The following is a 12346-nucleotide window of genomic DNA, read 5'->3' as shown; positions in this document are numbered from 1 at the left end:
CGACCTGTCGATCGTCGGGAGGCCCCGGCCACGGCCGGATCCGCGCAGAGCGGGTCGATGGGCGCGGCGATCAAGCTGGGCGCGGACGGCCGGCACCTCTACACCTCCACGCGCGGCGCGGACGTCGTCACGACGCACCTGGTGCTGGACGGCGGGGCGGGGACGCGGCCGGTCGCGGACGTGGCGTCGGGCGGGGAGTGGCCGCGCGACCTGCACGTGGACGGCGCGTGGATGCACGTGGCCAACCAGAACTCCGGGGTCGTCGCCACGTTCCGGCTGGGCGGGGACGGCGTGCCCGTGCCCGCCGGGACGCCCGCCGAGATCCCGTCGCCCGTCTGCGTCATCCCCGCGTAGCGGCTTCCGGCCGGTCGCCCGGCCCGGCTTATCGGCCGGGTCGCGGGCTGGTTTCCGGTCTCTCCCGATGGGCACGACCCGGAGGAGCGGGCGGACACCGAGGGAGTAAACGGACATGCCAATCGCGACGACGAATCCCGCGACCGGGAAGGTGGAGCGGACCTTCGACGCGCTGTCCGAGGAGGAGATCGACCGGCGCCTCGAACTGGCGGCCACCGCGTTCGGCTCGTACCGCCTGACCGGCCTCGACGAGCGCGCCGGCTGGATGCGGGCGGCGGCCGACCTGCTGGACGGCGACGCCGACCGGATCGCGGCCGTGATGACCACCGAGATGGGCAAGACGATCACCGCCGCGCGGGCCGAGGCGCACAAGTGCGCCAAGGCGCTGCGCTACTACGCCGAGCACGCCGCGGGGTTCCTCGCCGACCGGCCCGCGGACGCGGAGGCGGTCGGCGCGCGCCGGGCGTACGTCCGCTACCAGCCGCTCGGGCCGGTGCTCGCCGTCATGCCGTGGAACTTCCCGCTCTGGCAGGTGGTCAGGTTCGCGGCGCCCGGCCTGATGGCGGGCAACGTCGGGCTCCTCAAGCACGCCTCGAACGTGCCGCAGACCGCCCTGTACCTCCAGGAGCTGTTCGAGCGCGCGGGGTTCCCCGAGGGCGCGTTCCAGACGCTGCTGATCCGTTCGGGCGAGGTCGAGCGGGTGCTGCGCGACCCGCGCGTGCGCGCGGCGACGCTGACCGGCAGCGAGCCCGCGGGGCGCTCGGTCGCGGCGATCGCGGGCGACGAGGTCAAGCCGACCGTGCTGGAGCTCGGCGGCAGCGACCCGTTCGTGGTGATGCCGTCCGCCGACGTCGAGGCCGCCGCCGAGGCCGCCGCGACGTCCCGCTGCCTCAACAACGGGCAGAGCTGCATCTCCGCGAAGCGGTTCATCGTGGACGAGGCCGTGGCCGACGCGTTCGAGGAGCGGTTCGTCGCCTGCATGGCGGGCCGCCGCGTCGGCGACCCGATGGACGAGGCGACCGACGTCGGGCCGCTGGCGAGCGAGCAGGGCCGCGCGGACGTCGAGGAGTTCGTGGCGGACGCGCTCGGGCGCGGCGCGCGGCTGCTGTGCGGCGGCGAGCGCCCGCCCGGCGACGGCTGGTACTACCCGCCGACGGTCGTCGCGGACGTGACGCCGGAGATGAAGATGTTCAACCAGGAGGTGTTCGGGCCGGTCGCGTCGCTGTTCCGGGTGCGCGGCGTCTCGGCGGCGGTCGAGCTCGCCAACGCGACCGGGTTCGGGCTCGGCTCGAACGCCTGGACCGAGGACCCCGGCGAGCGCGAGCGCTTCGCCCGCGAGCTGGACGCGGGCCAGGTCTTCATCAACGGCATGACGACGTCGTTCCCGGAGCTGCCGTTCGGCGGCGTCAAGCGGTCCGGCTACGGCCGGGAGCTGTCGGAGCAGGGCATCCACGCCTTCTGCAACGCCAAGACCGTCTGGGAGTCCTGAGAGGCCCTCGCGGGCGCCGCGGCCGGGCTCGGGCCCCGGGCCGAGCACTCGTCTCACCAAGGCAGCGGCCGGGGCACGGCTGGGGGCGGCGGGCGGTGGGGCTAGCCGTCGCCGGGCGGGTGGGCGGGGAGCCGGGTGAGGAGGTAGAGCCGGAGGCGGCCGCAGCGGGCGGCTGCCCACGGCCCGACCCGCGCGGCCTCGCCGGTCTCGCACGCGCGCACGTCCTCCAGGGCGAGGTCGCGGAGCAGGACTCCGGTGACGTGCCGCGCCGAACGGGACACGATGACGCGGCCCTGGGCGTTCAGCAGGACGGCGCCGGGCGGCAGCAGCGGCAGGACCGCCTTCTCGATGCGGCGCACGTAGAGGTCGGCGCCGGCGACGCCGAGGAACGCGGGCGGGCCGGCGGACGCGTCGAGCGCGGGCGCCGACATCGTGAGGATGTACTGGTCGGTGCCGTGGAAGTCGACGTACGGCCCGTGCACGTACGGCCCGCCCGTCTCGGCCGGGACCCGGAACCACGGGTGCCGCGTGTAGTCGTAGAAGCCGGTGCTGGACGGGTCGAGGTCGAGGACGAGCGGGCGCGGCTCGCGGCTGTCGGCGACGTGCCACCAGTCCAGACTGAGCGGCGCGTCGGCGAGCAGGCCGGGCGCGCCGACGAAGCCGGAGCCGGTCACCAGGTCGGCGTGCGCGGCGAGGACGCCGAGCGCGCCGTCGCGCAGCGGGGCGAGGTCGGCGTGCGAAGGGGCGGCGCCGCGCAGCGACGGCGCCCGGACGACCCGTACGGCACGGGCGCTGAACGCCTCCAGCGAGCGCAGCACAGCGTCGAAGACGCGGCCGACCTCGGTGCCCGCGGACGCGGCCTGGGCGATCTGTCCGTTCACTGTCTCACCGTCGTCCATCTCGGGCCGTCGCGGCGGGGCCGTCGCCGGAGCCCGCCCGCGGGGGGCGCGGGCCGCGGGCCCGGCCGCGTTCTCATGGCCGGACGAGCCCGAGGTGCAGCTCGATGAGCCGCTCGAAGGACTCGCCCACGTGCAGCCGGGCGAGCCGCGCGGCCTCGCCGCCGTCCTGCTCCGCGATCGCCCGGACCAGGTCCCCGTGCTGCTTCAGCAGCCGCCTCCGGATCTCCGAGTCGGCGCCGGGAAGCCACAGTAGCGGGCCGATCTCCGTCTGCAAGCGGATCTCCTCGCGGGTGAGCCGGGCCGACTGCGCGGCGGCGGCGACCTCGACGTGGAACCAGCCGTCCGCGCGGTGCTGGGCCTCGCGGTCGGGGCGGCGCAGGCCCGGGTGAACGCCCGGCCGGCCTCCTCCAGCCGGCCGAGGTCCTCGGGGGCCGCGCGCTCGGCGGCGAGCAGGGCGGCGCCGGCGGCGAGCGAGGAGTAGTGGTCGCCGAGGTCGCGCAGGTCCTCCACCGACAGCTCGCGCAGCCGCCGCCGCAGGTGCCCGGTGATCTCGCCGGGCGTGGGGGCCCGCACGAAGCTGCCGCCGCCGCGGCCGCGGCGGGTGACGATCAGGCCCTGCCGGCGCAGCTCGCCGAGCGCCTCGCGGACGGTGACGGTCGCGACGCCGAGCTGCCCGGCGAGGTCGGGCTCGCTCGGGAGCTGCTCGCCGTCGCCGAGCAGGCCGAGGGAGATGGCGTCGGCGAGCCGCCGGACGATCGTCTCGGCCCGGCCGAGGCTGTCCAGGGGCGCGAACACCGCCAGCCTGGTGACCGCCGAGGCGTCCCGCGCCGGCATCCGGTCTCCCTTCCCGCGCTTTCCGGAAGATCTTGGGGCAGGACCCTTGCGATGAAAAATCTGGGACCATATCTTTTCGCCCAGGGTACCCGGACCACCGCAGTTCACCCCCTCGACCCCCTGAACCTCCGATCTCGGCTCACACCCCCCGTTCGTCCCCTCCCGCCCCTCCCGACCGACGTCCCTCCGGCAAAGGGAGCCCTTCGTGTCCCCTGCACACGAACCCACGGCGCACGGCGGCCCCGCGTCCGCGGCGGACGCCGGCACGGACACGGACACCGCGCGGCTCGCCGCCCTCGGGTACGAGTCCCACTACAAGCGGGACATGAGCCCGTGGGCCAACTTCTCGCTCGGCTTCACCTACCTGTCGCCGGTCGTGGGCGTCTACGCCCTGTTCGGCTTCTCGCTCGCCACCGGCGGGCCGCCGATGATCTGGAGCCTGGTCGTCGCCGGGCTCGGGCAGCTCCTGGTCGCCCTGGTCTTCGGCGAGATCGTCTCCCAGTTCCCGGTCAGCGGCGGCATCTACCCCTGGGCGCGGCGCCTGTGGGGCCGCCGCTGGGCCTGGCTGAGCGGCTGGGTCTACCTGGTCGCGCTGCTGGTCACCATCGCCAGCGTCACCTACGGCGCCGGGCCGTACGCCGCGTCGCTGCTCGGCGTCGAGCCCACCGTGAACAACACGATCGCGTGCGCGCTGGCCATCCTGCTCATAGCGACGCTGATCAACCTGTCCGGCACCAGGAACCTCGCGCGGGCCGCCATCATCGGCTTCGCCGCCGAGCTGCTCGGCGCGCTCGCGGTCGGGATCTGGCTGCTCGCGACCGAGCGGCACCACGGCGTCGGCGCGCTCTTCGACGACTTCGGGACGGGCGGGGGCGGCTCGTACGCGGGCGCGTTCCTGGCCGCGAGCCTCATCGGCATCTTCCAGTACTACGGCTTCGAGGCGTGCGGCGACGTCGCCGAGGAGGTCCGCGACCCGGGCCGCCGCATCCCGAGGGCGATGCGCATGACGATCTACGTGGGCGGCGCCGCGGCGATGTTCGTGACGTTCGCGCTGGTCTCCTCGGTCGCCGACATCGGCGCGGTGGTCTCCGGGGCGGACGCCGACCCGGTCACGACCGTGCTGACCGCCGCGTTCGGCTCCGTCGCGGTCAAGGTGATCCTCGGGATCGTGCTGGTCTCGTTCGTGTCGTGCGCGATGAGCCTCCAGGCCGCCGCGAGCCGCCTCGCCTACTCCTACGCCCGCGACGACATGATCGCGGGCAGCCGGGCGCTCGCGCGGTTCTCCGCGGCGCGCGCGGTCCCGCCGTACGCGCTGCTGCTCGCCGCGGTGGTCCCGGCGCTGGTGGTGGTCGGCTCGAAGGTCTCCGCGGACGCCCTCACCAAGATCATCTCGTTCGCCTCGCTGGGCATCTACCTCGGCTTCCAGATGGTCGTGCTCGCCGCGCTGCGCGCCCGCGCGAAGGGCTGGCGCCCGGCGGGGCCGTTCAGCCTCGGCCGCTGGGGCCTGCCGGTGAACGCGGCGGCGCTCGCCTACGGGGTCGGCGCGATGGTCAACATGTCGTGGCCGCGCACACCGGAGGCCCCCTGGTACGACGACTGCATCGTCCCGCTGTCCGGGGCGGTCGTGGTCGGGGCGGGGCTGCTCTACATGGCCCTGACCCGGCACCACGGCCGCGGCGGCGCCCGGCGGGCGACGCGATCCCCGGCGCCGCGGCGGACCCCGCTCCCCCGGCTCCCCCCGTGAAGGAGGAGGTATGACCCCGAGCCCGGCCACGCCCACGGCGGGCGTCCCCTATTTCGACATCTCCGACCCCGCGTTCTCCGTGCGGTCCGAGGAGGTGCGGCGCGCCCGGGAGGAGGGCTGGTACGCCAGGACCAACTACGGCCTCGCGGTGCTGCGCTACGACGAGGTCGGCAGGCTGCTCAAGCATCCGAAGCTGGCGCAGGGCAGCGCCCGCTGGCCCGCGCACCACGGCATCACCGGCGGGCCGTTCGCGGCGTGGTGGGCGAACTGGGTGCTCAACAAGGAGGGCGACGACCACCACCGGCTGCGCCGCCTGCTGAACCCGGCGTTCTCCCGCCGCATGATCGCGCCGCTGGTGCCGCGCTTCCAGGCGCTCGCGGGCGAACTGGTGGACGGGTTCCGCGAGCCGGACCGCTGCGAGTTCGTGGCCGAGTTCGCCGAGCCGTACGCCGCGCGCGTCATCGCGATCATGCTGGGGCTGCCCGAGGAGCACTGGCGGGAGATCGCGCGGGACTCGGCGACGATCGGCCTGGCGATGGGCGTCACGATCCGCGCGGACCTGCCGAGGATCGAGGCGGCGCTGGACCGGCTGTACGGCTACGTGGACGAGGCCGTCCGCGACCGGCGCCGCGAGCCCCGCGACGACTTCGTCACCCGGCTCGCCCAGGCGCAGAGCGAGGACGACCGGCTCAGCCCCGAGGAGCTGCGCGACTCGCTCGTGCTGCTGGTGTTCGGCGGGTTCGACACGACCCGCAACCAGCTCGGGCTCGGGATGCGGACGTTCCTCGACCACCCCGGCCAGTGGCGGCTGCTCGCCGAGCGGCCCGACCTCGGCGGCGCCGCCGTCGAGGAGGTCATGCGGGTCGCGCCGACCACCACGTGGGTGACCCGCGAGGCCCGCGAGGACTTCACGTTCGAGGGGCTCGACATCGCCGCCGGGACGACCGTGCACCTGTTCACCGAGTCCGCCGGGACGGACCCGCGCGCCGTGCCGGACGGCTCGTTCGACATCACCGCCGAACGGCCGCCGCACTTCGGGTTCGGCGGCGGCGCCCACCACTGCCTCGGCCACTTCGTCGCCCGCGGCGACATGAGCGTGGCGCTCCCGCTGCTCGCCCGCCGGATGCGCGACCCGCGCCCGGGCGGGCAGGCGCGGTGGCTGCCGTTCAGCGGCAACACCGGGCCGGTCGAACTGCCCGTCTCCTTCACACCGGACCAGGGGGTTTCCGCATGAGGGTCGTCGTCGACCTCGCGACGTGCCAGGACCACGGGCAGTGCGCCATCGCCGCGCCCGAGGCGTTCCGGATCAACGACGCCGGCGCGCTGGAGTACGACGGCTCGCCGGGCGAGGAGCACCGCGAGCACGTCGAGGAGGCGGCGGACGTGTGCCCGGTCCAGGCCATCACGATCGAGGACTGAGCCGTGACGGCCATGACGGGACGTTCGGCGGGCGGGCACGTCGTGATCGCGGGCGCCGGGATGGCGGGGCTGCGCGCGGCCGAGCGGCTCCGCGCCGCCGGCTGGGACGGCGCGGTCACCGTGTTCGGCGCCGAGCCGCACCTGCCCTACAACCGGCCGCCGCTGTCCAAGGAGCTCCTCGCCGGGGCGGTGGGGGCGGGCGGCGTCCGCGAGGCGCACGCCGCGACCGCGTTCCGCCGCCGCGCCAACATCGACGACGTGGTGTGGGAGCCGGGCGCGCGGATCGTCCGCGCCTGCCTCGCCGCGGGGACGGTCACGCTGGAGGACGGCCGCGAGGTCGGCTGCGACGGGCTGGTCGTGGCAACCGGGCTGCGGCCCCGCCGCCTCCGCGCGCCCGGGACGCATCCGGCGCGGCACGTGCTGCGGACCGTCGAGGACGCGGTGGCGCTGCGCGACCGGCTGCGCCCCGGCGCGCGGGCGGTGGTCGTCGGCGGCGGGTTCGTCGGCTGCGAGGTCGCCGCGACCGCGCGCGGCGCGGGCTGCGAGGTCACCGTGGTCGAGCCGATGCCCGAGCCGATGGGCCTGGTCCTCGGGCCCGAGCTCGGCCGGTCGCTGCGCCGCCACCACGAGGAGCGCGGCGTGCGGTTCCGGGTCGGCCGCACGGTCACCGAGCTGGCGCCCGACGCGGTCGTCCTGGACGACGGGAGCGAGGAGCCCGCCGACCTCGTCGTCGAGTCGATCGGGTCGCTGCCGAACGTGGAGTGGCTCGACGGCAACGGGCTCGACCTGTCCGACGGCGTGCTGTGCGACGGGCTGCTGCGCGCCGAGGGCCGCCCCGGCGTGGTCGCGGTCGGGGACGTGGCGCGCTTCCCCAACCCCCGCTACGACGGCGTCCCGCGCCGGGTCGAGCACTGGTGCGTGCCCGCCGACACCGCGCGGCGGGCCGCCGCCACCCTCGCCGCGCAGCTGCGCGGCGAGGACCCGGCCGCGGCGGGGGACGCGCCGTTCGCGCCGGTGCCGTCGTTCTGGAGCGACCAGTTCGGGCTGCGGGTGCAGAGCTTCGGCGCGCCCGGCCTCGGCGACCGGTGCGAGCTGGTCGAGGGCGACCTGCGGCGCGCGGCGTCCGGGATCGCGATGGTCTACCACCGCGACGGCCGCCCGGTCGGCGTCGTCCTCGCCGGGATCCCCGCCTCGCGGCACCGCCCGTACCGCGACCTCGTGGCGGGCGCGCCCGCCCCCGTCTGACCGCCCGTGCCGGCCTGCCTCCAACGGAAGGACCCCCGATGCCCCCATCACCGAGCCGCCGTCCGGCACGACCGCGCTGGACGAGCACCGCGACCGCAACGCCGACGCGGGCGCGCTGCACGACCTGCGCGCCCGCATCCAGGAGTCGCGCGTCGAGTTCGTCTACTACCAGGCGGTGTCGCTGTCCGGGCGCGTCGTCGGCAAGGTCGTGCCCGCCCGGCACCTCGCCCGCAACCTCGAACGCGGCGTCAACCTGCACCGCACCGCGATGTGCGACCTCCAGACCGACCGGTCCGGGGCGCTGCTCGGCGGCGGCGCGGAGGCCGCCGAGTTCACCGCGATGCCCGACCCCGACACCTTCGCCGTCCTGCCGTGGGACACCACCGTCGCGCGGTTCCTGTGCCGGGTGTACGAGCCCGCGCACCTGCCCGGCGTCGGGGGCCGCCCGCTCGCGACCGACGCGCGCTCCAACCTCACGCGCGCGCACGCCGCGTTCACCCGCGACACCGGGCTGGAGCTGCGCACGGGCTGCGAGCCGGAGATGACGTGGACGGGGCCCGGCCTGGAGGTGAGCTTCCGGCCCGGCTCCAGCCCGTCCTACCACGCCGACGCCCTCGAACGGATGCGGCCGGTCTACCAGCGCGTCATCCGGTACGGGCAGGCGCTCGGCCTCGACATGATCGAGGGCGACTACGAGGACCCCGGGCAGCTGGAGCTGAACTGGGGCTTCGACCGCGCCGACCGCACCGCCGACCGGCTGGTCGCCTACCGGCAGATCTGCCGCCAGGTCGCCCGCGAGCTGGGCGTCACGGCGAGCTTCATGCCGAAGCCGACCGTCGGCGCGATGGGCAACGGCTGCCACCACAACCTCAGCCTGTGGCGCGGCGAGGAGAACGTGCTCGCCGACCCGTCCGTCCGCGAGCTGCACCTCACAGAGACCGGCCGGCACGCCGTCGGCGGCATCCTCAGCCACGCCGCCGGGGCGATGGCGGTCATGGGCTCGACGGTGAACTCCTACAAGCGGTACTGGGACGCCGGGCAGTTCGCCCCCGCGCAGATCAACTGGGGCATGGACAACAAGACCTGCACGGTGCGGCTCTCGGCGAACGGGCGGCTGGAGTTCAAGCTGCCCGACGCGATGGTGAACCCGTACCTGTCGCACGCCGTGCTGCTCGCCGCCATCAAGGACGGCCTCGACCACGCCACCGACCCCGGCGACCCGCAGCGCGGCAGCAGCTACGAGGGGCCGCCCTCGCCGTTCCAGCCGCTCCCCCTCACGCTCGGTGAGGCGCTCGACGCGTTCGCCGCCGACAAGGTCGTGCGGGGCGCGATGCCGGAGGAGATGGCCGACCTGTACCTGGAGCTGAAGCACGACGAGTGGGCGCGCTTCTGCGGCGCGGTCACCGACTGGGAGCGCGAGATGTACACGGAGGCGATCCCGTGACCCCGCCGCTGCGGCTGGCGTGCATCAACGCCGACGCGCCCCCGCTGTTCGACCGCGCCGAGCCCGGCCGCCCCCGCACCGGGTACGAGCCGGACGCCGCCGCGCTCGTCGCCGCGGAGCTGGGCCGTCCCCTGGAATGGGTGTACGTCCCGTGGGCGCAGTTCGTCCCGGCGCTCGACGCCCACGCGGTGGACGCCGTCTGGTGCGGGCAGGGCATCACCGAGGCGCGCCGGGAACGGGTCGGCTTCACCCGCCCGTACGCGGTGTTCAACGAGTCGGTGCTCGTACGGCGCGCCGCGGCGGTGACGTGCCCGGAGGACCTGCGCGGACTGCGGGTCGCCGCCATCGCGGGCAGCACCAACATGGCGCTCGCCGAGACGTTCGACGGGGCGGTGACCGTGCCGTTCGGAGGCGACGGCGAGGACGTGTTCGGGGACATGCTCGCCGCGCTGCGGTCCGGGCGGGTCGACGCCGTCGTGGACGACGACGTGGTGTTCGTCCCGCTGGACGCCGATCCCGCCTTCTCCGTGGCGTTCACCGTCCCGACGGGAAACCGGTGGGGCGTCGCGGTCGCCAAGGACCGGCCTGAGACACTCCAGGCGATCGACTCCGCGCTGGCCGCCGTCGTCTCCGACGGCCGACTCAGAAAGGCATGGCAGAGCTGGATGCCGAACCTCCCCTACCCGTTCGCATGAGCGCGCGCCCCCTGATCGGGGTGGCGGGCATGCGCTCCCCGAAGATCCACGGCCTGCGGCTGAACGGCGTCGTCGCCGCCGCGAAGATCCTGGAGGCCGTCTACCGGGCGGGCGGCGAGCCCGTCACCGTCTACCACGGCGAGACCGCCGACCTGCCGTCCCGCCTGGCGCGCTTCGACGGCGTCGTGCTGCCCGGCGGCGGCGACCTGCATCCCCGGACGTACGGCGCGGACCTCGACGACCGCACCGTCGACCCGGACCCCGTCCAGGACGACGCCGACCTCATGGTCGTCCGCGCGGTGCTGGCGCAGCGCATCCCGCTGCTCGCGATCTGCCGCGGCATGCAGGCGCTGAACGTGGCGTGCGGCGGGACGCTCCTCCAGCACCTGGAGGGCGGCCTGGACCACCGCGCGTACCACGAGGTGAAGATCGAGCCGAGGTCGCGCCTGTCCGGGGTGCTGGACGCCGACACCGTGTCGGTCTCCTCGTACCACCACCAGGGCGTGGACACCGTCGGGCACGCGCTGCGCGTCGTCGCCCGCGCCCCCGACGGCTGCGCCGAGGCCCTCGAACACGACGACGCGCCCGTCCTCGCCGTGCAGTGGCACCCCGAGGACGACGCGGCCGAGACCCCGTACGAGCAAGCGCTGTTCGACGCCCACGTGGCGGATTCCAGGAGGCGACATGGCTGAGCAGGCCGCCGCGGCGATCGCGGTCCCCGACATCGACCTGCGCACCGAGCTGTTCGTGGACGGCGCGTTCCGCCCCGCGGCGAGCGGCCGGACGTTCGACCGGGTGTCGCCGCGCGACGGCCGCGTCATCGCCGCGGTCGCGGAGGCGGACGCCGAGGACGTCGACCGGGCCGTCGCCGCCGCCCGCGCCGCGTTCGAGGACGGCCGCTGGCGCGACCTGCACCCGCGCGAGCGCCGCGCCGTGCTGCGCCGCCTGTCCGAGCTGATCGACGCGCACGCCGAGGAGCTGGCGCTCACCGAGAGCCTCGACATGGGCAAGCCCGTCTCCGACGCCCGCGCGGTCGACCTGCGCGTCACGGTGCAGACGTTCGACTTCTTCGCCGAGGCCGTCGACAAGACCTACGACCAGGTCGCGCCGACCGGGCCGCGCACGCTCGCGACCATCACCCGCGAGCCGCTCGGCGTCGTCGCCGCGATCGTGCCGTGGAACTTCCCGCTGATGCTCGCCGCGTGGAAGGTCGCGCCCGCCCTCGCGACGGGCAACTCGGTCGTGCTGAAGCCCGCCGAGCAGTCGCCGCTGACCGCGCTGCGGCTCGCCGAGCTGGCCGCCGAGGCGGGCGTCCCGCCCGGCGTGCTGAACGTCGTGCCCGGCTTCGGCCCGACGGCCGGCGCCGCGCTCGGCCGCCACCCGGACGTGGACGCGGTGACGTTCACCGGCTCGGGCGAGGTCGGGCGGATGTTCATGCACTACGCCGCCGAGTCCAACCTGAAGCAGGTGTCCCTGGAGCTCGGCGGGAAGAGCCCGCAGGTCGTCCTCGCGGACGCGCCCGACACCGCCACGGTCGCCGAGGCCGTCGCGGGCGGGATCTTCTTCAACCAGGGCGAGGTGTGCTCGGCGGGGTCGCGGCTCCTGGTGCACCACTCCCGCAAGGACGAGCTGGTGGACGCCGTCGTCCGCGCGTCCGAGGCGCTGCGGCCGGGCGACCCGCTGGACCCGTCCACCACCCTCGGCGCGCTGGTCGAACGCGTCCACCTCGAACGGGTCCTCGGGCACCTCGACGCCGCCCGCGCCGACGGCGCCGACATCCTGACCGGCGGGAACCGGGCGCTGGAGGAGACCGGCGGGTTCTACGTCGAGCCGACCGTCATCGACGGCGTCGCCCCGGACATGCGGATCGCGCAGGAGGAGGTCTTCGGGCCGGTGCTGGCCGTCCTGCCGTTCGACGACGAGGAGGAGGCGGTCGCGCTGGCCAACGGCACCCCGTACGGCCTCGCCGCCTCCGTCTGGACGCGGGACCTGTCCAAGGCGCACCTGATGTCGCGCGCGATCCGCGCCGGGACGGTCTGGGTCAACTGCTTCGACGCCAGCGACATCACCGTGCCGTTCGGCGGCTACGCCCAGTCGGGCTTCGGCCGCGACAAGTCGCTGCACGCGCTCGACAAGTACACCCAGCTCAAGACCACCTGGATCCAGCTGTATTGATTGAAGCCCCGGCCCAGTCCGCTCGCCTAAAGGCTCGCTCCCTGACCG

The 12346-nt window shown here is 75.0% G+C and carries 12 protein-coding genes and 1 pseudogene; 10 read left to right on the top strand and 3 right to left on the bottom strand.

Going from position 1 to position 12346, the window contains the following annotated elements; translation table 11 throughout:
• Positions 1 to 57: 57 nt before the first annotated feature.
• Positions 58 to 354, top strand: coding sequence for a beta-propeller fold lactonase family protein (locus tag GEV43_RS52415; RefSeq protein ID WP_241684219.1), 297 nt, complete (start codon positions 58 to 60; stop codon positions 352 to 354).
• A 115-nt stretch (positions 355 to 469) separates the two neighbouring features.
• Positions 470 to 1843, top strand: coding sequence for an NADP-dependent succinic semialdehyde dehydrogenase (locus tag GEV43_RS40340; RefSeq protein ID WP_160825859.1), 1374 nt, complete (start codon positions 470 to 472; stop codon positions 1841 to 1843).
• A 101-nt stretch (positions 1844 to 1944) separates the two neighbouring features.
• Here GEV43_RS40340 and GEV43_RS40335 read toward each other — a convergent pair whose 3' ends face one another.
• The 3 genes and pseudogenes from GEV43_RS40335 to GEV43_RS52405 all read right to left on the bottom strand — a co-directional run.
• Positions 1945 to 2724, bottom strand: a complete 780-nt coding sequence (locus tag GEV43_RS40335; protein WP_160825858.1) for a cache domain-containing protein — start codon at positions 2722 to 2724, stop codon at positions 1945 to 1947.
• A 91-nt stretch (positions 2725 to 2815) separates the two neighbouring features.
• Positions 2816 to 3121 (bottom strand): FCD domain-containing protein, encoded by a 306-nt coding sequence (locus tag GEV43_RS52410; protein WP_241684421.1) that lies wholly within the window; start codon positions 3119 to 3121, stop codon positions 2816 to 2818.
• A 266-nt stretch (positions 3122 to 3387) separates the two neighbouring features.
• Positions 3388 to 3576 (bottom strand): annotated as a pseudogene (locus GEV43_RS52405) (GntR family transcriptional regulator); the annotation flags it as partial.
• Positions 3577 to 3781: 205 nt separating this feature from the next.
• On the opposite strand from GEV43_RS52405, the gene GEV43_RS40325 reads away from it, so the two are divergent.
• The 8 genes from GEV43_RS40325 to GEV43_RS40290 all read left to right on the top strand — a co-directional run bounded on the left by GEV43_RS40325 (position 3782) and on the right by GEV43_RS40290 (position 12298).
• Positions 3782 to 5320 carry an amino acid permease gene (locus GEV43_RS40325; protein ID WP_309240206.1) on the top strand — a complete coding sequence of 513 codons (1539 nt, stop codon included), beginning with the start codon at positions 3782 to 3784 and terminating at the stop codon, positions 5318 to 5320.
• Between the two features lie 10 nt (positions 5321 to 5330).
• Complete coding sequence (locus GEV43_RS40320; RefSeq protein WP_160825857.1) at positions 5331 to 6554, top strand: cytochrome P450; 1224 nt, start codon at positions 5331 to 5333, stop codon at positions 6552 to 6554.
• Positions 6551 to 6739 carry a ferredoxin gene (locus GEV43_RS40315; RefSeq protein ID WP_160825856.1) on the top strand — a complete coding sequence of 63 codons (189 nt, stop codon included), beginning with the start codon at positions 6551 to 6553 and terminating at the stop codon, positions 6737 to 6739. The genes GEV43_RS40320 and GEV43_RS40315 overlap by 4 nt, the downstream gene beginning before the upstream one ends.
• 12 nt (positions 6740 to 6751) lie before the next feature.
• Positions 6752 to 7984 (top strand): NAD(P)/FAD-dependent oxidoreductase, encoded by a 1233-nt coding sequence (locus GEV43_RS40310; RefSeq protein WP_160826147.1) that lies wholly within the window; start codon positions 6752 to 6754, stop codon positions 7982 to 7984.
• A gap of 175 nt (positions 7985 to 8159) precedes the next feature.
• Entirely contained in the window at positions 8160 to 9428 is a 1269-nt protein-coding gene (locus GEV43_RS40305) for a glutamine synthetase family protein (protein ID WP_309240205.1), read from the top strand.
• On the top strand, positions 9425 to 10123 hold the full coding sequence (locus GEV43_RS40300; RefSeq protein WP_160825855.1) for an ABC transporter substrate-binding protein: 699 nt from the start codon (positions 9425 to 9427) through the stop codon (positions 10121 to 10123). Before GEV43_RS40305 ends, GEV43_RS40300 begins: the two co-directional genes overlap by 4 nt.
• Positions 10120 to 10815: a gamma-glutamyl-gamma-aminobutyrate hydrolase family protein gene (locus tag GEV43_RS40295; RefSeq protein WP_160825854.1), complete on the top strand. Its 696-nt coding sequence runs from the start codon at positions 10120 to 10122 to the stop codon at positions 10813 to 10815. Before GEV43_RS40300 ends, GEV43_RS40295 begins: the two co-directional genes overlap by 4 nt.
• The gene (locus GEV43_RS40290; RefSeq protein ID WP_160825853.1) at positions 10808 to 12298 is read left to right on the top strand and encodes an aldehyde dehydrogenase; all 1491 of its coding nucleotides are present in this window, start codon (positions 10808 to 10810) and stop codon (positions 12296 to 12298) included. Before GEV43_RS40295 ends, GEV43_RS40290 begins: the two co-directional genes overlap by 8 nt.
• Positions 12299 to 12346 lie beyond the last annotated feature (48 nt).

The organism is Actinomadura sp. J1-007 (assembly GCF_009793335.1).
Lineage (GTDB): Bacteria > Actinomycetota > Actinomycetes > Streptosporangiales > Streptosporangiaceae > Spirillospora > Spirillospora yumaensis.
Note: the sequence above shows the minus strand (reverse complement) of the source record. Positions and strands in the feature narration are given on the sequence as shown.

Excerpts from the sequence above, each read along its gene's own strand:
- GEV43_RS40295 (WP_160825854.1), top strand. The coding sequence starts at position 10,120 with ATGAGCGCGCGCCCCCTGATCGGGGTGGCGGGCATGCGCTCCCCGAAG.
- GEV43_RS40290 (WP_160825853.1), top strand. The coding sequence starts at position 10,808 with ATGGCTGAGCAGGCCGCCGCGGCGATCGCGGTCCCCGACATCGACCTG.
- GEV43_RS40315 (WP_160825856.1), top strand. The coding sequence starts at position 6,551 with ATGAGGGTCGTCGTCGACCTCGCGACGTGCCAGGACCACGGGCAGTGC.
- GEV43_RS52415 (WP_241684219.1), top strand. The coding sequence starts at position 58 with ATGGGCGCGGCGATCAAGCTGGGCGCGGACGGCCGGCACCTCTACACC.
- GEV43_RS40320 (WP_160825857.1), top strand. The coding sequence starts at position 5,331 with ATGACCCCGAGCCCGGCCACGCCCACGGCGGGCGTCCCCTATTTCGAC.
- GEV43_RS40340 (WP_160825859.1), top strand. The coding sequence starts at position 470 with ATGCCAATCGCGACGACGAATCCCGCGACCGGGAAGGTGGAGCGGACC.
- GEV43_RS40310 (WP_160826147.1), top strand. The coding sequence starts at position 6,752 with ATGACGGGACGTTCGGCGGGCGGGCACGTCGTGATCGCGGGCGCCGGG.